Raw genomic sequence first — 18270 nt, 5'->3', positions numbered from 1 at the left:
AAGCGCCGATTGTCCGCATAAATTACCCCGCGCAGAAGAGCCGACGACGATTAATCTTCGTGCGACAATCGCCACTCGCCCGCGACCACCCGCCAGGAGGCAGTCATGCCCTACCGTCCCCACCCGCGCCGCTCCATGCCGATCCAGCTCAATGCGCTGCAACTGACCGGCAGCATCGCCCTCGGTTTGTGGCTGGGATTTATCGCGATCGCACTGACTTGCTGGCTCGCCTGGCGCCTGTTGTTCAACGAGCAATTGGCACCCTTGGCCCAGGCGGTGGAGCAACTGGCCAAGCCGCCGGTGATTGAACAACCCACTGCGCAAAACCCGATGTTCGAACAGTACGAGGAACACCTGCGCAGGAACGATCAGCAGCAAATGGTGGAGCAGGCCAGAAGCAGCAAACACAATCTGGCCAATCCAAAATGTCAGTTCTGGCTGCAACAGGACCAGACCGCGCCGAGCGAAAAAAGCCGCGCCAACGTCCTGCAATTCTGCGATTGATCATGAAGCTCTCTATGCACAAGCCGACCGTCCACCAACTGATTATCGACAAGCTGCGGATTGATCTCGACATCGCCGAGCGTGCCGCGCAAACCGCTTACGAAACCGCGACCCACGAAGAAAACATAGCCGAAAACAAGTACGACACCCTGGGGCTGGAGGCGTCTTATCTGGCGGCCGGACAGGCCAGGCGGGTGGAGGAAATCAGGCTGTCATTGACCCTTTGCCAGAACCTGACACTGCGGCCTTATGACGAGCGGCGCGGCATCGAAGTCGGCGCCCTGCTCGGCCTGGAAGACGAAAAGGGTCGCGAGCAATGGCTGTTCCTGGCCCCCGACGCAGCCGGATTGAAGATTGATCTGGTGGGGCAACTGATTACTGTCATCACCCCTCGTTCGCCGCTGGGTAAAAGCCTGCTGGGCAAGTTCGAAGGGGATGAAGTGGAGATACTGGTGGCGGGCGCTCGGCAACAGTTTGCTGTCACCGAGGTGGTCTAGCGTCTGTTGACGCTTAATGGACCGGCAGTTCGACGCCGTCGAACAGCTCTTCCAGTTCCTGTTTGTTGTGGCACTGAATGGCCTTGGCCATCACTTCGCGGGTCAGGTGCGGAGCGAACTTCTCGATAAAGTCGCACATGAAGCCACGCAGGAAAGTGCCGCGACGGAAACCGATTTTGGTAATACTGGATTCGAACAACTCGCTGGCATCGAGCACCACCAGGTCGCTATCGAGCTTGGTATCGACTGCCATTTTCGCCACGATACCCACGCCCAGCCCCAGGCGAACGTACGTCTTGATCACGTCGGCGTCAGCGGCGGTGAACACCACTTTCGGTGTCAGGCCACGGTGGCTGAAGGCTTCGTCGAGTTTCGAACGGCCGGTGAAACCGAATACGTACGTCACGATCGGGTATTCGGCCAGGGCTTCGAGGGTCAGCTTCGACAGCTTGGTCAGCGGGTGGCCCTGAGGCACGACCACGCAGCGGTTCCAGCGATAGCACGGCATCATCACCAGATCACCGAACAGCTCCAGGGCTTCGGTGGCGATGGCGAAATCGACGGTGCCGTCCGCAGCCATCTCGGCGATCTGCATCGGCGAACCCTGGTGCATGTGCAGGGCAACGTCCGGGTATTGCTTGATGAAATTGCTGATCACCGGCGGCAATGCATAACGCGCCTGGGTGTGGGTGGTGGCGATCGACAGGGTGCCTTTTTTCTCGTTGGAGAATTCCTGGGCGATCTGTTTGATGCTTTCAACTTTGCGCAGGATCTCACCGGCGGTGGTGATGATGCGCTCGCCGGCCGGGGTAACGCGGGTCAGATGCTTGCCGCTGCGGGCGAAAACCTCGACCCCCAATTCGTCTTCCAGCAGACGAATCTGTTTGCTGATGCCCGGTTGCGAGGTGTAGAGGCTTTGGGCTGTAGCAGAAACGTTGAGGTCGTGGTGCGCCACTTCCCAGATGTAGCGCAGTTGTTGAAGCTTCATATGAATCCCTCAAAGCAGGTAGACGCCACGGGCATCAGCGACGGTATATAACTATATTAATGGTTAGACCAATAAATCTAGAACTTTTTTGTCAAAATGCCATTATTCGTGTTCTAGCGATCCTCTTTGCGGCGACGCTCTACCAGCGGCACCAAATAGACCGGTACCCTGGCCAGTTGCAACACGCGCGCAGCGGTTCGACCCAACGGCGTTTCCGCGCCAGCACCATGGCTGTGACTCCCTACGATCAGCAAATCGACAGAGAGTTTCTGCGCCTGGTCGAGAATCACCTGCGACGGATCGCCCTGCAGCACCCGCACAGCCTGAATCCGCTGCAAATCCTGCTCTCCTTCATCCCCCAGCTCTTCGCGAAAGTTGTCGAGCACCCGTTGCTGAATATTGGCGATCACATTGTTCAGACCCTGACTGTGAAATTCGTTCAAGGCCTTCTCGTCGAGATAGCTCTGCAACACGGATTCGGCAAACAGCCCCATGGGCTCTACCGCGTGCACCACATACAAGTCGGCATTGAATGTTCGAGCCAGTTCCAAGGCATGCTGCATCACCAATGGTGCGTACAGACCCAAGTCAGTGGCATACAGCATCGAACGAATCATATGACCTCCTCGAATGCCAACATGGCGGAGATTGATTCAGCTTAGCAGTGCCGTGGCGAGTGCGGCGTCCGGCGCAACGCATTGAACCGCCGGGTTTTAAACCGACGGCTCGTTACTGATGCCATGGGGCACATGCCCGGTGGCGACCACTTCACGGGCCAGCTCGCAATGGCCTGCCTGATCGTCGAAAAATACGTCGGCGGCAAAGGCTTCGAGAAAAGCCGATTTGGTCAGGCCGCCAAGAAACAGCGATTCATCCAGACGAATGTCCCATTCGCGCAAGGTGCGGATCACCCGTTCATGGGCCGGCGCCGATCGCGCGGTCACCAGCGCGGTGCGAATCGGACAGGCATCATCGGGGAACTCACGCTGCAACAGATTGAGCGCCGCGAGGAAGCCTTTGAACGGCCCGCCACGCAAAGGCTCGCGGGCCGCCTCACGCTCGCTGGCCTGAAACGCCGCCAGGCCTCCCGACTGATAGACCCGCTCCGACTCGTCGGAAAACAGCACCGCGTCACCGTCGAAAGCAATGCGCAATTCATCGCTGGCAGCGCGACTGGCACCGCCCGATAGAATAGTCGCTGCGGCGAATCCGGCCTCCAGCGCATTGCGCACATCTTCGGCATGGGTCGAAAGAAACAGGTCGCAACCAAAAGCCTTGAGGTACGGATAAGGACTGCGCCCGCCAACGAACGCCGCACGCGAGATCGACAGGCCATAGTGATGAATCGAGTTGAAAACCCGCAGGCCGGTGTCGGCGCTGTTGCGCGACACCAGGATCACCTCGACCCGGGCACGGCCGAGACGGGTATTCAGGTTCAGGAGTTTTTCCACCAACGGGAATGCATCGCCGGGCTCGAGAATTTCGTCTTCGTGTTCGATCTGGTACTGCCGATAAGCCTCGACGCCGCTCGACAGATAGACCTTGTGGCTCTCGCTCAAGTCGAACAGCGCTCGCGAAGAAATCGCCAGCACCAGTTTGTCGTCTATGACATTTGCCATGCCCTTCCCCCTTTTTGACCGACTCAGTGGTTACGTCGGTCGATAAAACTCAAGCTGCGATACAAGGCCTCGATTCGCGGCAACTCACATCCCGCCGCCTTCGCCGCTGCCAGTGGCCGAGTGTAGATAGCGTCCAGTTCCAGTGGCCGCCTGTGCAGAAAATCGTGATGCATGCTCGGCCAGTAGTCGGGCATTTTCTCGGTCATCATGAACAGATAATCGGCGTAACCCGGCGGCATGTCATGACCGCAGGCCTTGGCCCCCTGAACCACTTCGGCCATCAAGGCCTGAATCAGCGCGCGGCTGTCGGCATCCGCCATCAACGGTGTGGTGCTGGCCCCGAGCAGCACCGACAGACCGTTGTAGGGAATATTCCAGACCAGTTTCTGCCAGCGCGCCTGTTGCAGATTCGGCATGGCCTGGGCGTCGATACCGGCAGTGCGGAACAATCCGGCGCCCTCCTCGACGATGTTCATGCGTGCCTGTGCATCGGCGGCGGGGCCACTGTGATAGCCGACATTCACCGCCCCCAGCGCTTGATGGGTGATGACCCCGGGGCCGGCGCGATGGACGCAAATCAGACAAAGCCCGCCCAGCAGGTGCAGCGAATCGGGGAGCAACTCGCGCAGATGGTCTTCGACGTCCAGGCCATTTTGCAGCAACAGCACTTTGGCATCAGGTGCGGCTGCTTGAATAATGGACGGTGCCAGGTCCGCGTTGCTGGTGGTCTTGGCGCCCACCAGCAGCCAGTCACAGGGCGGCATGTCGGCAGCCGACGAATAGGCCTGGACCGGGTTCAAGGTCAGCGGGCCCAACGACGCATGGTCGAGATGCAAGCCGCGTTCGGCCACCGCTGAAAACTCGCTGCGCAACAGAAAATGCACGTCGAAGCCGGCACGCGCCAGCATCAGCCCGTAGAAACCACCGATCGCGCCGGTCCCGATAATGCCGATTGTCGGCTTGGCCACTGTGCCTGTCATGGCAGCTCCTCTGCTGGTCGACTCAACGCCTGGTCCACAGCCTCGTTGAGCGCTGTGCGGGTCAGGCGCGACTGTAGCGCCCCGAAATACTCACCGTCGCGCACCACAAACAGTGCCGGCAAATGAAAGACCCGATAACGCTCGACCACCCCGCCATTGCTCCCGGCATCGATCCAGCACAGCCGATCGACCGCCAGTTCGAGGCTGGGCAACTGCTCGCGGGCAAAACGGCAACTGGCGCAGCCAACGCTGGTAAAAATCACCAGTGAAATGCCGCTCATCGCCAGCAACCGTTGGTCGGCGTCGAAATCGGTCAGTTCCGATTCGACCACTATACTGGGAGAAACAGTGTCAAGTGGCCGACACAGGGAGTCCGTGTTCATGAGACGTTATCTTCCTCATCCTGACGATGTGCCCGTCGAATTAACGTTGCTCAAACATGAGTGTATTTCGCGGCAAGAGCTGCACACTATCAGCCTCGGCGGCATGGCTTGCAATTACCACCGCGCGTGGCGCCACGGTACGGCGCTGGAAATACGCATGCCGACCCTGAACCCGGACTTGCGTTTCCTGGGTTATGTGGCGTGGTGTTTGCGACGAAAACGCGGCTATCTGGTGGGGATCGCCTTCGTCGACGAACAGACGCTGTTTTGCGCGCGGATGGGTGAGCAGATCTGCCAGATCGAACGTTACTGCCGTCAGCATGAACCCCAAAGCCAACAGCAGAGCAATGAGACCCTGGCCCTCGAATGGGTCCAGCAGCACGCCGACGAGTTCTCCCACGATACAGTCAGCAAGGCATTTGCGCAGCCAATGGCCGGTTAGGGTGCATTCCCCATCAGTTTCCCCGCCACGGTGGGGAAACTGATGGGGAATGCCCATTAAACCGGTGTCTGCCCATTGTCGAGCCACGGTGTAACGCGCTAAGGTTCTGCTCCCCGACGCGCTTAATTTGCTGTGCTCCGCCGCGCGGGTTCGCTGGCGGCCGGCACCCGTGACCTGACGAGTAAACGATGGCTGATTTACCGATCAACGACCTAAACGTCGCCTCCAACGAGACTCTGATCACTCCCGATCAGCTCAAGCGTGATATTCCTTTGAGCGACGCTGCCCTGCGCACCGTCACCAAGGGCCGCGAAGTCATTCGCAACATTCTTGATGGCACCGACCACCGCCTGTTCGTCGTGATCGGGCCGTGCTCGATCCATGACATCAAGGCTGCCCACGAATACGCCGAGCGCCTGAAAGTGCTCGCGGCCGAAGTGTCCGATACCCTGTATCTGGTCATGCGCGTGTATTTCGAGAAGCCACGCACCACCGTTGGCTGGAAAGGCTTGATCAACGATCCGTACCTGGACGACTCGTTCAAGATTCAGGATGGCCTGCACATCGGTCGTCAGTTGCTGCTGGACTTGGCCGAGATGGGCCTGCCGACCGCAACCGAAGCCCTCGACCCGATCTCCCCGCAATACTTGCAGGACCTGATCAGCTGGTCGGCGATCGGCGCACGCACCACCGAATCCCAGACGCACCGTGAGATGGCTTCCGGCCTGTCTTCGGCCGTCGGCTTCAAGAACGGCACCGATGGCGGCCTGACGGTGGCCATCAACGCCCTGCAATCGGTTTCCAGCCCGCACCGTTTCCTGGGCATCAATCAGGAAGGTGGCGTGTCGATCGTCACCACCAAGGGCAACGCCTATGGTCACGTGGTACTGCGCGGCGGCAACGGCAAGCCGAACTACGATTCGGTCAGCGTCGCGCTCTGCGAGCAAGCGCTGAAAAAGGCCAACATCAAGCCGAACATCATGGTCGATTGCAGCCACGCCAACTCCAACAAGGACCCGGCCCTGCAACCGCTGGTGATGGAGAACGTCGCCAACCAGATCCTCGAAGGCAACCAGTCAATCATCGGCCTGATGGTCGAAAGCCACCTGAACTGGGGCTGCCAGGCAATCCCGAAAGACCTCGCCGACCTGCAATACGGCGTGTCGATCACCGATGCCTGCATCGATTGGACTGCCACTGAAAACACCTTGCGCAGCATGCATGCCAAGCTCAAGGACGTATTGCCTAAACGCAATCGCAGCTGATCGCCGTTTCGCGCATAAAAAAACGCCAGGTTTGAACCTGGCGTTTTTTTTATGCGTTGGTTTTGCTCACAGCTTGGCGGCATGCCGCTGATGACGCTCCATGTAGCGCTCCACGTAGGAGCACGATGGAATCACCGTGTAGCCCATTTCATCAGCATATTGCAGCGCCTGCTCGGTCAAAGCCGCCGCGATGCCGCGGCCACGCAACGCGTTGGGCACAAAAGTGCGATAGATATCCAGGGTCTGTTTTCCCAGATCCATATAGGTCAGGTAGGCACGATAACCGTCCACAGTGGTCTCGAACTGATGACCAGCCTGGTCATGGTGGATGGACAACGCCTCGCTCATCACTACTCCTCGCGGGTCTTTAATTCTGACCCCTACCTTACCGATGTTTTTCCGGCGAAGGAACAACTACGCCACCCCGTGCCTGAATGGACACCGAGAGAGCCGCACCAATCTCGCGCAACCGAGCACGTATCAAATAGTAGGCACCATTGGCAAAAATGCTCAAGGGACGCTCGTCATTGTGCATCGGGTGGCGGGTGTTGCCGCGGATTACGCAGGAACGGCTCGACCGAACGGGTCAAAGCCTGAACATTGCCGGATATTGAGACTTAAGACGAGCGCCCTTTGTTTAAGTCACCTCAACATGGATAAAGATATGCGAGCGGCTGCGCAAAATTCGAACACAAGTGTAGACAAACCCATCTAGACGGACTTTGGGCGAGACCAAAAAACAGCTGCCGGGCCAGGGAACTTTTTCCCGACGGATCGCTCAGTTAGGGCCTCGTAGCTGGATATTTTTTATACAACGCAGTTAAAAGTTGCTCGAAAAAGAATCAACGCCTACAATTTTTTTTGCTTCTTGCGCTACGTCAGTTTACTTACTACAAGTAATGGGTAGTATGTACGCCGGCTATTTCCTCACTCTGAGGAGACAGCTACTTAATAGAAAGTCCTTGAAGGGGAACACGATGAACAACGTTCTGAAATTCTCTGCTCTGGCTCTGGCCGCAGTTCTGGCTACCGGTTGCAGCAGCGTATCGAAAGAAACTGAAGCACGTCTGACTGCTACTGAAGACGCAGCAGCTCGCTCCCAAGCTCGTGCAGACGAAGCTTACCGTAAAGCTGATGAAGCTCTGGCTGCTGCTCAAAAAGCACAACAGACTGCTGACGAAGCTAACGAGCGTGCTCTGCGCATGCTGGAAAAAGCTAGCCGCAAGTAATAATCCTTCGGGATTGTTATCAAGCCGATCCATTTTTTGGGTCGGCTTTTTTATTGCCTGAGGTTTCTGCAGGCCATAAAAAACCCGCCGATGCGGCCTGCATCGGCGGGTTGCTTTAACGCGTTACTGCTGCAGGTCGATCGGCGCACTCGAGACCATCGGTGCCGACGTATTCGGCACGGCGATTTCCACCGGCAGGCCATCCTCAGCGGCGACCACGTCGCGCACTACATCCCAGTTCATGCGCAAGTTGTTGGTGATGTCCTCACGCTTGAGCATCGCATTGATCACGGCGGTGTGCTTGTCGACCACCGAAGGGTTGCCCTTGTCATCCAGCGGCGTGTGCGCTTCCAGATAAACCTTGCCGCCACTGAGGCCGAACTTGTACGGATCGTTGAGGATGCGAACCGACGTCCCTACCGGCACCATGCTGGCCATTTCCAGCACGTTGTTGTTGAACATGCGGAAGCAACCGTGGCTGGTACGCATGCCAATGCCGAACTTCTTGTTCGAACCGTGGATAAGGTACCCCGGAGTGCCCAGGGTGAATTTGAATGGCCCCAGCGGGTTATCCGGGCCGGCCGGCACTACGTTCGGCAGTGGGTCGCCATCGGCGGCGTGCTCGGCCTTGATCGACGCTGGAGGGGTCCAGGTCGGGTTCGGCGTCTTGGCGACGATGCTGGTGTGGGCAATCGGCGAACCCCAGCCTTCACGGCCGATACCCAGCGGGAAGGTGTACACCACGTTCCGGCCTTTCGGGTAGTAGTAGAGGCGGTATTCAGCCAGGTTGATGACGATGCCTTCACGCGGGCCAGGCGGCAGGATGAAGCGCGTCGGCAGGACGACTTCGGTACCGGCGCCCGGCAGCCATGGATCGACGCCAGGGTTGGCCGCGACCATTTCCAGATAGCCCAGGTCGTAGGTGGTGCCAAGGTCGGCGAAGGTGTCTTCGTATTTGGCCTTGATCACTTGCACCTGGCCGACAATGTCTTCACCGGGTGGTGGCAGGGGCAACTCCAATGCTGCAACGGGACCCGCCACGCAGAGCGCAGCAAGAGACAGGCAGCGGGTGACGGCGGGAAAGCGCGGCAACATCCGGAAAATCCTTCGCATGATCGACAAGGGTATAAAAACCCGATTGTACACCGCCGCCCGTTATTTCGGGGAGATGCAAGACCTGTGGCGAGGGGGGATTGCCTGTGGTGGAAGCTTTCCTGTGGCGAGCCCCCTCGCCACGGGCTATAGCTCGAACCGCAACTCAGGCCAGATCGGCGAGGTGCCGCGTTTTTGCGATTCCAGAATGGCCCGGCACAGCGAGCACAGGCGCTGGTCCTGGAACACCGTGCGATCGACGCTCGACCAGCGTGGTTGCGCCGGCAAAAGGCTGCCGCACAAGGTTCGATCGGCCGAGCCGCCCAGCTCCAGCTGACGGGTCACCAGATGCACCCGCACTTCCTGGCAGGCGAACAGATCCAGCTGTTCGTCAGGCTCGATCAGTTGATAGGCAAAAAGGGACCAGGCGGGACGCGGCATCGGGGCCTCCAAATCGGGGGCGCCACCTTAGCCGAAACGCCGCCGCTAGAAAAGCGTCAAAGCAGCGGTTTCAGTGTCGGCCAGACATTTTCCAGCAACTTGCCCTGAGCCCCCGCCGCCGGGTGCAGGCCGTCGGATTGCATCAGGTCCGGATGACCGCCCACGCCGTCGAGAAAAAACGGCACCAGCGGGATTTTTTTCTCGTCGGCCACCTTGGTGAAGACCTCGGCGAATGCCTGGGTGTAACGCACACCGTAATTGGGTGGCAATTGCATACCCAGCAACAGCACCTTGGCGCCACTGACGCGGGAGCTGTCGATCATCGACGCAAGATTTTGTTGCAATTGTGTTGGCGGCATTCCGCGCAAGCCGTCATTACCTCCCAACTCGAGTATGACGAGCTCAGGTTTATGCTCTGCAAGCAGCGCCGGCAGGCGTGCCCGGCCTCCGGCACTGGTGTCGCCGCTGATGGACGCATTGACCACCTTATCGTCGAAACCTTCGCGCTTGAGCCGTTGCTCGAGCAACGACACCCACCCCAACCGGGTATCCAGGCCGAAACCGGCGCTGATACTATCGCCAACGATCAGGACTGTACCCGCCGCTGCGTTCTGGGCCATGCACATCAAGGCCAGGCCAGCACTCAAAAACCACACACGCATCGGATTCTCCATGGGCGCAAGCATTCTCACCGCGAAGAACCTCAGCAAAGTGGTTCCCAGCGCGGAAGGTGAACTGACTATCCTGCACGAACTCAGCCTGGAACTGAACAAGGGCGATAGCCTGGCCATTGTCGGCGCCTCCGGTTCCGGCAAATCCACCCTCCTCGGCCTGCTTGCCGGCCTCGACCTGCCGAGCAGCGGCGAAGTCACTCTCGCCGGCCAAGGCCTGAGCAATCTCGACGAAGACCAGCGCGCGCGCATTCGCGCCGAGCACGTGGGGTTTGTCTTCCAGTCCTTTCAACTGCTCGACAGCCTCAACGCCCTGGAAAACGTCATGCTGCCACTGGAACTCGATGGCCGCAAAGACGCCCGTGAGCGTGCCACCGAGCTGTTGCAACGGGTCGGCCTGGGCCAACGCCTGACCCACTCGCCGCGCCAGCTTTCCGGTGGCGAACAGCAGCGCGTGGCGATTGCCCGTGCCTTCGCCGCCGAGCCCGATGTGTTGTTCGCCGATGAGCCCACCGGCAACCTCGACAGCCACACTGGCGAGCGCATCAGCGATCTGCTATTCGAACTCAACAAGGAACGCGGCACCACCCTGGTGCTGGTAACTCATGACGAACGCCTGGCACATCGCTGCCGGCGCCTGATCCGCCTTGAAGCCGGCCTGCTGGTCGCCCCTCTGGAGCCTTGATGGCACGCCTGCCGCTGTTGCGCCTGTTCAGTCTCGCCATTCGCCAACTGCTGCGCGATGCCCGCGCCGGTGAGTTGCGCGTGTTGTTCTTCGCCTTGCTGGTGGCCGTGGCGGCGAGTACCGCCATCGGTTACTTCGGCGCCCGCCTGAACGGCGCCATGATGCTGCGCGCCACAGAGTTTCTCGGCGCCGACCTGTTGCTGGAAGGCAGTTCGCCGGCGCGGCCGGAACAGATCAACAGTGGCACCGAGCTGGGCCTTGAACATGCTCAGGTGGTGGAATTTTCCAGTGTCATTGCCACCGACAACGGCATTCAGCTGTCCAGCATCAAAGCCGCCGATGACGTCTACCCGTTGCGCGGCGAACTGAAAAGCGCCCCCGCGCCGTTCGCGCAAGAAGCACCCGGTGGCGGTCCGAAACGCGGCGAAGCCTGGGTTGAAGCGCGACTGCTGACTGCACTGGACTTGAAGATCGGCGACAGCATCGATGTCGGCATGAAAACCCTGAAACTGGCGCGGGTGCTGACCTACGAACCGGATCGCGCCGGTAACTTCTACAGCCTGACGCCACGGGTGCTGATCAATCTCAGCGACCTTGAGGCCACCGGCGTGGTGCAACCCGGCAGCCGGGTCAGTTACCGCGAACTCTGGCGCGGCAACGCCCAGGCGCTGGAAACCTATCGTCAATTGATCAAGCCAGGCCTGGCCGCCAACCAGCGCATCCAGGATGCCCGCGATGGCAATCGGCAGATCGGCGGTGCCTTGGGCAAGGCCGAACGTTACTTGAACATGGCCAGTCTGGTGGCGGTGCTGCTGTCCGGCGTGGCGGTGGCGTTGTCGGCGACACGCTTCGCCACCCGCCGATTCGATGCCAGTGCTTTGCTGCGCTGCCTGGGCCTGTCCCGCCGGGAAACCATGGTGCTGTTCAGTCTGCAACTGACGGTTCTCGGACTGCTCGCCAGCATCAGCGGCGCCCTGCTCGGCTGGCTGGCTCAGCTCGGGCTGTTCGCGCTGCTGCATGATTTACTGCCGACAGACGTTCCACCGGGAGGCCTGTTGCCGGCCATCGCCGGGATCGGTACCGGGCTGGTCGCGCTGGCCGGTTTCGCCCTGCCGCCATTGGCCGCGCTGGGTCGAGTCCCACCGCTGCGGGTATTGCGCCGGGACATGCTGCCGATTCCGTCCAGCACCTGGATGGTTTATGGCGCGGCATTGGGCGCCCTCGGCCTGATCATGTGGCGCCTGAGCCTCGACCTGGTGCTGACCTTCGCCCTGCTCGGCGGCGGTGTGATCGCGGCGCTGGTGCTTGGCGGTTTGCTCTTGCTACTGCTCAAGAGCCTGCGCCGGATGCTGGCGCGCGCCTCATTGCCATGGCGCCTGGGGTTGGGTCAACTGTTGCGCCATCCACTGGCGGCGGCGGGTCAATCCCTGGCCTTCGGCTTGATCCTGCTGTCCATGACGCTGATCGCTTTGCTGCGTGGCGAGTTGCTCGACACCTGGCAAAACCAGTTGCCGAAAAACGCCCCGAACTATTTCGCCCTGAACATTCTTCCGGCGGACAAACAAGCCTTTAGCGATCGACTGATGGAGCTGTCGGCGCAATCGGCGCCGCTGTACCCGGTGGTGCCGGGACGGCTGATCAGCATCAATGGCGAACCGGTGCAGCAAATCGTCAGCAAGGATTCGGCCGGTGACCGAGCCATCCAACGCGACCTGAGCCTGACCTGGGCGGCAGACCTGCCGACGGGCAACAAGCTCACCGCCGGCAACTGGTGGGATCAGCAACCGGCGGATGAAGTACCCGGTGTTTCGGTGGAAGGTAAAGTCGCCGAAAGCCTCAAGCTCAAGCTTGGCGATCACATGGTGTTTAGCGTCGGCGGGGTCAATCGGGAGGCGAAAGTCACCAGCCTGCGGGAGATCAACTGGGACAACTTCCAGCCGAACTTTTTCATGATCTTCCAGCCCGGCACCCTGAAGGACTTACCGGCGACCTACCTGACCAGTTTCTATCTGGCGCCCGGTCACGATCAGCAGATCGTCGACCTGTCCCGCAGCTTTCCGGCAGTGACCATTCTGCAAGTCGAAGCCCTGCTGGAGCAGTTGCGCAGCATCCTCGCGCAAGTGACCCTGGCGGTCGAATACGTGCTGTTGTTCGTGTTGGCGGCGGGGATGGCGGTGTTGTTCTCCGGCTTGCAGGCAACCCTCGATGAACGTATTCGCCAAGGCGCGTTGCTGCGAGCGCTGGGCGCCGAACGGCAGTTGCTGGTCAGGGCGCGGCGGATCGAGTTCGGCTTGCTCGGCGCGGTCAGCGGGCTGTTGGCGGCATTGGGCTCGGAACTGGTGAGCCTGGTGCTCTACCGCTACGCCTTCGACCTGCCCTGGCATCCGCATCCATGGCTGCTGGTAATGCCGCTGATCGGCGCGCTGCTGATCGGCGGTGCCGGTGTATTCGGCACGCGCCGCGCCTTGAACGCCAGCCCGCTGACAGTCTTGCGCGAGGGTTGATAGCTCATCAAGTATTAGTCACCACGAGCCGTTATCGCCCTCCCCCGCAGGGCGATCGCTCGGAAAGCGCCGAGTACACCCTATGCCCCTACTTTCATACTATTTCGAGTATGTGATCTCGTTTATCCACCACAACATTTCTCCGCTCGGAGTCTGCACAATGACCTCATCCCCCACCTCTTTCTTCAAAAGCGCACGCGCCATCGGTGAATCGATGGAGATGTAATCGTTGCGTCCGTATATTTCGTCATACCCCACAACTCTGAACTTCTTGATTTCACCTGCCTCGTTTTCGATCTCGACCCAAGCCCCAAAAAAGACCCTGCCCTCCTGCTCAGGTGAGTACGCAACCACCCGGACATCTTCGAGGCGCTTGCGAAGGTACCGAACACGCCGATCGATCTCCCGGAGCAGCTTCTTGTTGTATTGGTAATCCGCGTTTTCGCTACGGTCGCCAAGCGACGCCGCCCAAGTGACCTTGCGCGTGGTATCAGGGCGCTTTTCCCGCCAAAGGTAGTCGAGCTCTTGCTTCAGAGCCTCATGACCTTCCTGTGTGATGATGTTCGTACTCAAGATGGATTTCTCATTAACGATTTATCTCCTCGAAGCGCACCCTGGCATCACTGAGAACCCGGTGAATTGCAGCCCCCGCAGACTTAGGGATTTTCAGTGCTCCGAGCACACGATCCCATTCATCAAGCGCCGAGAGGGTTTGGTCGATGTATTCATCAGGCTTGAGGTATTTGTAATCCTTGCACAGATCTCTGATGACCTTTCGTGTCGGTTTACCATGACCTGAAAATGCAGTGGAGTGCTCGCCCATCCCATTGGAGAAAGTAAGGTCGTACGCTGGAGACAGCCTCCAGACTCCCTGCCCATTTTTGTCCTGAGGTTCGTGATACAGGAACGCAAAGTTTTTGGTGTGATCGTCGTAGTTGTGGAACACCGCATTGAAGATCATGAGTCTTGCCATTTTCTCAACCTCGGCAGCGCTTTTCGTCAGCGCGCTTGTCACCTTGAGTATCTGGCTGTAATCCATGGTCGGTGCCCGGAAGTCTGCGTAGACCAACGCTGAGAGGGAAATCATATGAATCCTGCGATCGCCATCACGGTCGAAACGTTGGGCTGCGAAAAATCGCTCAAGTCCGCCCTGACGCATCTGCACCTCCAGCAGTGCCGTATGCGCCATATTCACCCCGGCCTTTCTGGCCATCACCGCATACGCTTGCTCGATCCCGCCAGTCTCCAAAGGCTCATTCAGAGACCTGAACTTCACAATCCAGTGAGCGTATCCAGGTGGAAGCTGGCCAAAAGCTGAAGTCGCAGTCTCAAGATCGTGTGACAGTGCTGCGATTGCTTTGGGGCGGGCACCACCGGGGGAGCCACCCGCCAAGCGTAGCCCCTTGAGCACTTTGGAGGTGCCTCCTTGTTGTACCTCGACAGATGCCTCGAATAGGTGAGCAAGATTCACTGACTCTGCGGCGACCTTTTCTGTTTTGGGATGGTACTCAAAGATTCCCATGGCTCGATCACCCATATAGGCCAGCCGATCCAGCGGACTGAGCGTCAGTGAGGTGCCTGCTCCGAAGGTCGCGTCGAAGAATCTATCCATCAGCAGAAGGCCCCAGCCGTCCGGCAAGGAATCTGCAAACGGGCCATGCAGGCCCTTGAACAAACGACTGTCACGAGCGAGCTGTGGTTTGTCGTCGAATGTCATCGTCAAGGGAGAAAGGTCGAACCCCTTGGCCAGCCATTCTTTGTCGTACACAAAGTAGATGCCTTTCCCCTCGACACGGTTCAATTCGCCCACCATTACGCCATTGGCGGTAACGCTGAGCGATTCGGTGGGTTTGAACCTGGGGATAGGCGAGCTCATTTGGTGCCTCGTTTACGCTTAAGATTTTTTAGCTCGTCGATTGAGCCTGGATGCGAGGGTTTGAAGAGACTCATCACCGGCGTCAGCTCATCGAGCGCCGTGGCCAGGAGAATCATGGACTCAAGGGTGATCGAGCCTGAGCGCTCGAACCGCTTGATGGAGGACTCAGACACTCCAGATTGCTCAGCCAGGGTTTTGCGAGAAAGGTTCTTGGACAAGCGCAACGATTCGGCATTTTTCCCCAGTTCGCGTGCGATTTCCGCTGGGCTGTACAAAAAATGCATAAGTGACATAGCTTACTCCGAGCGCACTATTGGCCATAACTGACCCATTGTTATCAATAATATCAAACAAATGGACTATTCTGACCAATTGTATCAATAACAGTGCATGTCATTTATTATATTAAATGGTCACATTTGACCAATTGATATAATAAAACACGAAGAAAAGGTCAGGTACGACCAATAGCATAAAAAACTGGCCAGTTAATACAGGCTTGAAAGATGAGTTGGACTTGCCAGCGCCCTGAGCCTCAGCAGCGGGCAATCAGCCCTTGGCGCGCAACGCGGGTCAGTTGCCTGATCACTTCAGGCGCGTCCTCGGCGCTGGGCGCCTGAATCACCGCCAGATCGAAACTGTCAGTCGCGAAGCGCTCGAGCGATTCGCCATCTTCGACAAACTGGATCAGGAATGCTGCCGGACCGCCGGTGCGACGTGGCCAGCCATCGAGGTAACGCAACAGCGTCGGCTGATGTTTACCGCCAAGCAGGATTTTTGGATTGCGTTGGGTGAGATGTGCCGTGATCGGCGCGGGGCGTACAACGGGGTTCAATGCATTCATTGTGTCGTGTCTCTGCCTCAAAAGTCTGCATGGCAGGTGAGAGGCAACACCGAACCAGCGCTTTAGCGGTATTTCGAAGCCTGTTTCAAGCTTCTATCGGCAACTGAATGAGTCACCTGGCGCCCCGCAAGTAGCTGTTTAAATCGGCGCATGAGCAGCATCCTAGAGAAGCTGACCGGACAGTGTCAAGAATCACCAGCAACAAAAAAAAGCCCGCACAGTGCATCACACTGTGCGGGCCTTTTCGTTGAGCCAGAGCGGTCAGTCGGCGATGGCGCGGTCGACCGAGAGCTTGCCTGCGCCTTCGATCAGCACTGCGAGGCTGCCACCGAGCAAGGCCAGGGCGAATTCATAACCGTTGTTGGCCATGAACAGACCGTTGCTGATGTGCACCGAGAAAATCGCAACCAGCGAGAGGAAGGTCAGCCCCAACGCCGCCGGGCGTGCCAGCAGGCCAATGATCAGCGCCAGACCGCCAAAGAACTCAGTACCACCGGCCAGGATCGCCATCAGGTGACCGGGCGCCAATCCAATGCTTTCCATGTACTGCGCGGTGCCGGCAATGCCGTAGCCGCCGAATGCCCCGAAGAGTTTCTGTGAGCCGTGGGCCGCGAAGATGATGCCGACGAAAATCCGCAGAATCGTCAGGCCGTAGCCAGCGCGGGTAGACAGTACCTTGTTGATCAGTGTGCTCATGCTGTGTCATCCATTGTGAGAGTGTGTTGGTTGGTCGCCATATTAATCGGTTTATCTCATGTTAAAAGCGCAAAAAACGCACCATAACAATCAGATTAGTCGATCATTTACGTAAGGCAACTTTCTGCCCCTGAGGCTCCAACGATTCCCGCTCCCGATCGAACGCCAGGTAATACTTGTTCACGCTATTAACATAGCTGACAGCCCCCATTCCCACCTGCTCCATGGCGATGCGCTCAACCTGGAAAAACCACTGATTAGGATTCAGGCCGCGCCGCCGAGCCTCGGCCCGCATGCCCTGGACCCGCTCCGGCCCCATGTTGTAGGCCGCCAGCACGAACGCCATGCGCTCGCGCTCGTTGAGTTTGGGGCTGGCAAAGAATTTGCGACGGATCATCGCCAGGTACTTGGCGCCGGCCTGCACATTGGCATCGAGATTCTGAATGTCACTGACGCCAACCCGTTGGGCGGCCGATGGTGTTATTTGCATCAGGCCGGTGGGGCCGCCTCCACTTCTGGCAGTGGGTTGCAGCGCCGATTCCTTGAACGCCAGCGCTGCCAGGTTCAGCCAGTCCATGTCCTGGGCTTGCGCGTGTTTTTGCAGCACCGGTCGAAGTTTTTCCAGACGCTGACGATCGGCTTTGGCCAAGGGATAGTGCACTTGATACAGGCGCCGGTAGATCCGCAGGAACGCCGCATCCTGGTCCGACGGTTGCTTGTAGGTGGTCAGGAAACGGTCGATGCTCGCCCGCAGCATCGAGGCGTCGCGACGCACGAACCAGTACTCCTCGCCCGGCTCATTGATGAGCACCTGTCGATCGAAGCGCAACTTGGGCAGGATCTTGCCCCAGCGCTCGGCGATCGGTTGCTCGACGATGGTCAGATGGAAGATCCCGCCTTGGACCATTTCCAGCACGTCCTCGACGGCCAGGCTTGGGTCGACCCACTCGATCTTCACCGGGGGCAGTTTGTGCAGCGCAAGCTTCTGATTGATCTGGCTGACCGCATCCCCGGCAGCACTGCCGGTGGGCAACGCGAGGGTTTTACCCGAGAGTTGTTCGAGGTGGGTGTAACGTCGCTCGCCTTTGATCCCCACCAGCAGCAACGGCACGTTGCTGGCAATTGGCTCACTGGTGCTGACCGCGTGCCCCGATTGCGGATCAAGCAATTCCCCCGGCGCGACCAGATCACCCTCCCCGCGCTGCAACGCGCCGAGCAGTTGATCCTTGGCTTTGGGAATGATCTTGAGGGTGATTTCCTGGCCGTCTCGGGCGTGGCCATTAAGGTATTGCTCGAAAGCCCGCAGGCGGTGGTATTCGACGCCGATGGCCTGGCCCTGGACTTCGCCGGAGCTGTTGCGACTCTGGTTGACCAGCACCCGCAGCACACAACTGCTGCGAATCTCCGCCAGGTCGCGGACCTTGGCTGCCGGTACGGCTTGCAACGGCCCGGCCAGACGTGCAACCGCCGGCATCGGCAGCAGCAACGAACAACACAGCAGTAACAAAACCGAGGGACGTGTCATCCACTCTCCGGAAAGAATACTGGCCAACC

22 protein-coding genes are annotated in these 18270 nt (G+C 58.9%); 7 read left to right on the top strand and 15 right to left on the bottom strand.

Going from position 1 to position 18270, the window contains the following annotated elements; genetic code table 11:
* The first annotated feature begins 105 nt into the window (after window positions 1-105).
* Together ACCC96_RS00885 and ACCC96_RS00880 are read left to right on the top strand one after the other, a co-directional pair.
* Entirely contained in the window at window positions 106-504 is a 399-nt protein-coding gene (locus tag ACCC96_RS00885; RefSeq protein WP_413694724.1) for a hypothetical protein, read from the top strand.
* 14 nt (window positions 505-518) lie between these two features.
* A complete protein-coding gene (locus ACCC96_RS00880) occupies window positions 519-1001 on the top strand; it encodes a GreA/GreB family elongation factor (RefSeq protein WP_018929794.1) in 483 nt (160 codons plus the stop codon).
* A 13-nt stretch (window positions 1002-1014) separates the two neighbouring features.
* Here the strand turns inward: ACCC96_RS00880 and cysB are convergent, their stop codons facing one another.
* The 5 genes from cysB to ACCC96_RS00855 form a co-directional block, all read right to left on the bottom strand.
* Window positions 1015-1989: an HTH-type transcriptional regulator CysB gene (gene cysB / locus ACCC96_RS00875; RefSeq protein WP_007899921.1), complete on the bottom strand. Its 975-nt coding sequence runs from the start codon at window positions 1987-1989 to the stop codon at window positions 1015-1017.
* A 113-nt stretch (window positions 1990-2102) separates the two neighbouring features.
* Window positions 2103-2606 (bottom strand): universal stress protein, encoded by a 504-nt coding sequence (locus ACCC96_RS00870; RefSeq protein WP_007939995.1) that lies wholly within the window; start codon window positions 2604-2606, stop codon window positions 2103-2105.
* A 96-nt stretch (window positions 2607-2702) separates the two neighbouring features.
* Window positions 2703-3608 (bottom strand): 5'-nucleotidase, encoded by a 906-nt coding sequence (locus ACCC96_RS00865; RefSeq protein ID WP_018929795.1) that lies wholly within the window; start codon window positions 3606-3608, stop codon window positions 2703-2705.
* A 23-nt stretch (window positions 3609-3631) separates the two neighbouring features.
* Window positions 3632-4588, bottom strand: coding sequence for a putative 2-dehydropantoate 2-reductase (locus tag ACCC96_RS00860; protein ID WP_413694723.1), 957 nt, complete (start codon window positions 4586-4588; stop codon window positions 3632-3634).
* The gene (locus tag ACCC96_RS00855; protein ID WP_258672885.1) at window positions 4585-4971 is read right to left on the bottom strand and encodes a thioredoxin family protein; all 387 of its coding nucleotides are present in this window, start codon (window positions 4969-4971) and stop codon (window positions 4585-4587) included. The genes ACCC96_RS00860 and ACCC96_RS00855 overlap by 4 nt, the downstream gene beginning before the upstream one ends.
* Between ACCC96_RS00855 and ACCC96_RS00850 the strand changes: the two genes are divergently transcribed.
* On the top strand, window positions 4970-5413 hold the full coding sequence (locus tag ACCC96_RS00850) for a PilZ domain-containing protein (RefSeq protein WP_081628265.1): 444 nt from the start codon (window positions 4970-4972) through the stop codon (window positions 5411-5413). The genes ACCC96_RS00855 and ACCC96_RS00850 overlap by 2 nt on opposite strands.
* A gap of 188 nt (window positions 5414-5601) precedes the next feature.
* Window positions 5602-6678 (top strand): 3-deoxy-7-phosphoheptulonate synthase, encoded by a 1077-nt coding sequence (locus ACCC96_RS00845; protein ID WP_018929799.1) that lies wholly within the window; start codon window positions 5602-5604, stop codon window positions 6676-6678.
* A 66-nt stretch (window positions 6679-6744) separates the two neighbouring features.
* Here the strand turns inward: ACCC96_RS00845 and ACCC96_RS00840 are convergent, their stop codons facing one another.
* Window positions 6745-7026: a GNAT family N-acetyltransferase gene (locus tag ACCC96_RS00840; RefSeq protein ID WP_007939987.1), complete on the bottom strand. Its 282-nt coding sequence runs from the start codon at window positions 7024-7026 to the stop codon at window positions 6745-6747.
* 629 nt (window positions 7027-7655) lie between these two features.
* On the opposite strand from ACCC96_RS00840, the gene oprI reads away from it, so the two are divergent.
* A complete protein-coding gene (gene oprI, locus ACCC96_RS00835; RefSeq protein WP_003172710.1) occupies window positions 7656-7907 on the top strand; it encodes an outer membrane lipoprotei OprI in 252 nt (83 codons plus the stop codon).
* 123 nt (window positions 7908-8030) lie between these two features.
* On the opposite strand, the gene ACCC96_RS00830 is transcribed toward oprI, so the two are convergent.
* From ACCC96_RS00830 to ACCC96_RS00820, 3 genes are all read right to left on the bottom strand, one after another.
* Entirely contained in the window at window positions 8031-9002 is a 972-nt protein-coding gene (locus ACCC96_RS00830) for a L,D-transpeptidase family protein (RefSeq protein ID WP_019582546.1), read from the bottom strand.
* A 144-nt stretch (window positions 9003-9146) separates the two neighbouring features.
* A complete protein-coding gene (locus ACCC96_RS00825) occupies window positions 9147-9440 on the bottom strand; it encodes a hypothetical protein (protein WP_007899882.1) in 294 nt (97 codons plus the stop codon).
* 56 nt (window positions 9441-9496) lie between these two features.
* Complete coding sequence (locus ACCC96_RS00820; RefSeq protein ID WP_019582548.1) at window positions 9497-10102, bottom strand: arylesterase; 606 nt, start codon at window positions 10100-10102, stop codon at window positions 9497-9499.
* Between the two features lie 10 nt (window positions 10103-10112).
* On the opposite strand from ACCC96_RS00820, the gene ACCC96_RS00815 reads away from it, so the two are divergent.
* Together ACCC96_RS00815 and ACCC96_RS00810 are read left to right on the top strand one after the other, a co-directional pair.
* On the top strand, window positions 10113-10796 hold the full coding sequence (locus ACCC96_RS00815; protein WP_007939984.1) for an ABC transporter ATP-binding protein: 684 nt from the start codon (window positions 10113-10115) through the stop codon (window positions 10794-10796).
* Window positions 10796-13300, top strand: coding sequence for an ABC transporter permease (locus ACCC96_RS00810; protein WP_413694722.1), 2505 nt, complete (start codon window positions 10796-10798; stop codon window positions 13298-13300). Before ACCC96_RS00815 ends, ACCC96_RS00810 begins: the two co-directional genes overlap by 1 nt.
* Window positions 13301-13399: 99 nt before the next feature.
* Here the strand turns inward: ACCC96_RS00810 and greB are convergent, their stop codons facing one another.
* The 6 genes from greB to ACCC96_RS00780 all read right to left on the bottom strand — a co-directional run bounded on the left by greB (window position 13400) and on the right by ACCC96_RS00780 (window position 18241).
* Window positions 13400-13873 (bottom strand): transcription elongation factor GreB, encoded by a 474-nt coding sequence (greB, locus tag ACCC96_RS00805; protein ID WP_258672882.1) that lies wholly within the window; start codon window positions 13871-13873, stop codon window positions 13400-13402.
* Window positions 13874-13886: 13 nt separating this feature from the next.
* Window positions 13887-15176 carry a type II toxin-antitoxin system HipA family toxin gene (locus tag ACCC96_RS00800; protein ID WP_413694721.1) on the bottom strand — a complete coding sequence of 430 codons (1290 nt, stop codon included), beginning with the start codon at window positions 15174-15176 and terminating at the stop codon, window positions 13887-13889.
* On the bottom strand, window positions 15173-15469 hold the full coding sequence (locus ACCC96_RS00795) for a helix-turn-helix domain-containing protein (RefSeq protein ID WP_019650537.1): 297 nt from the start codon (window positions 15467-15469) through the stop codon (window positions 15173-15175). The genes ACCC96_RS00800 and ACCC96_RS00795 overlap by 4 nt, the downstream gene beginning before the upstream one ends.
* Before the next feature lie 242 nt (window positions 15470-15711).
* The gene (locus ACCC96_RS00790) at window positions 15712-16020 is read right to left on the bottom strand and encodes a hypothetical protein (RefSeq protein WP_007939981.1); all 309 of its coding nucleotides are present in this window, start codon (window positions 16018-16020) and stop codon (window positions 15712-15714) included.
* Window positions 16021-16281: 261 nt separating this feature from the next.
* Window positions 16282-16716, bottom strand: coding sequence for a DoxX family protein (locus ACCC96_RS00785; protein WP_018929804.1), 435 nt, complete (start codon window positions 16714-16716; stop codon window positions 16282-16284).
* Window positions 16717-16819: 103 nt separating this feature from the next.
* Entirely contained in the window at window positions 16820-18241 is a 1422-nt protein-coding gene (locus ACCC96_RS00780; protein ID WP_413694720.1) for a transglycosylase SLT domain-containing protein, read from the bottom strand.
* Window positions 18242-18270: the final 29 nt, after the last annotated feature.

The organism is Pseudomonas sp. Pseusp11 (assembly GCF_047304405.1).
Taxonomy (GTDB): domain Bacteria; phylum Pseudomonadota; class Gammaproteobacteria; order Pseudomonadales; family Pseudomonadaceae; genus Aquipseudomonas.
Note: the sequence above shows the minus strand (reverse complement) of the source record. Positions and strands in the feature narration are given on the sequence as shown.

Coding starts and splice junctions, on each gene's coding strand:
- ACCC96_RS00885 (WP_413694724.1), top strand. CDS start 106: ATGCCCTACCGTCCCCACCCGCGCCGCTCCATGCCGATCCAGCTCAAT.
- ACCC96_RS00880 (WP_018929794.1), top strand. CDS start 519: ATGCACAAGCCGACCGTCCACCAACTGATTATCGACAAGCTGCGGATT.
- cysB (WP_007899921.1), bottom strand. CDS start 1,989: ATGAAGCTTCAACAACTGCGCTACATCTGGGAAGTGGCGCACCACGAC.
- ACCC96_RS00870 (WP_007939995.1), bottom strand. CDS start 2,606: ATGATTCGTTCGATGCTGTATGCCACTGACTTGGGTCTGTACGCACCA.
- ACCC96_RS00865 (WP_018929795.1), bottom strand. CDS start 3,608: ATGGCAAATGTCATAGACGACAAACTGGTGCTGGCGATTTCTTCGCGA.
- ACCC96_RS00860 (WP_413694723.1), bottom strand. CDS start 4,588: ATGACAGGCACAGTGGCCAAGCCGACAATCGGCATTATCGGGACCGGC.
- ACCC96_RS00850 (WP_081628265.1), top strand. CDS start 4,970: ATGAGACGTTATCTTCCTCATCCTGACGATGTGCCCGTCGAATTAACG.
- ACCC96_RS00855 (WP_258672885.1), bottom strand. CDS start 4,971: ATGAACACGGACTCCCTGTGTCGGCCACTTGACACTGTTTCTCCCAGT.
- ACCC96_RS00845 (WP_018929799.1), top strand. CDS start 5,602: ATGGCTGATTTACCGATCAACGACCTAAACGTCGCCTCCAACGAGACT.
- ACCC96_RS00840 (WP_007939987.1), bottom strand. CDS start 7,026: ATGAGCGAGGCGTTGTCCATCCACCATGACCAGGCTGGTCATCAGTTC.
- oprI (WP_003172710.1), top strand. CDS start 7,656: ATGAACAACGTTCTGAAATTCTCTGCTCTGGCTCTGGCCGCAGTTCTG.
- ACCC96_RS00830 (WP_019582546.1), bottom strand. CDS start 9,002: ATGTTGCCGCGCTTTCCCGCCGTCACCCGCTGCCTGTCTCTTGCTGCG.
- ACCC96_RS00825 (WP_007899882.1), bottom strand. CDS start 9,440: ATGCCGCGTCCCGCCTGGTCCCTTTTTGCCTATCAACTGATCGAGCCT.
- ACCC96_RS00820 (WP_019582548.1), bottom strand. CDS start 10,102: ATGCGTGTGTGGTTTTTGAGTGCTGGCCTGGCCTTGATGTGCATGGCC.
- ACCC96_RS00815 (WP_007939984.1), top strand. CDS start 10,113: ATGGGCGCAAGCATTCTCACCGCGAAGAACCTCAGCAAAGTGGTTCCC.
- ACCC96_RS00810 (WP_413694722.1), top strand. CDS start 10,796: ATGGCACGCCTGCCGCTGTTGCGCCTGTTCAGTCTCGCCATTCGCCAA.
- ACCC96_RS00800 (WP_413694721.1), bottom strand. CDS start 15,176: ATGAGCTCGCCTATCCCCAGGTTCAAACCCACCGAATCGCTCAGCGTT.
- ACCC96_RS00795 (WP_019650537.1), bottom strand. CDS start 15,469: ATGTCACTTATGCATTTTTTGTACAGCCCAGCGGAAATCGCACGCGAA.
- ACCC96_RS00790 (WP_007939981.1), bottom strand. CDS start 16,020: ATGAATGCATTGAACCCCGTTGTACGCCCCGCGCCGATCACGGCACAT.
- ACCC96_RS00785 (WP_018929804.1), bottom strand. CDS start 16,716: ATGAGCACACTGATCAACAAGGTACTGTCTACCCGCGCTGGCTACGGC.
- ACCC96_RS00780 (WP_413694720.1), bottom strand. CDS start 18,241: ATGACACGTCCCTCGGTTTTGTTACTGCTGTGTTGTTCGTTGCTGCTG.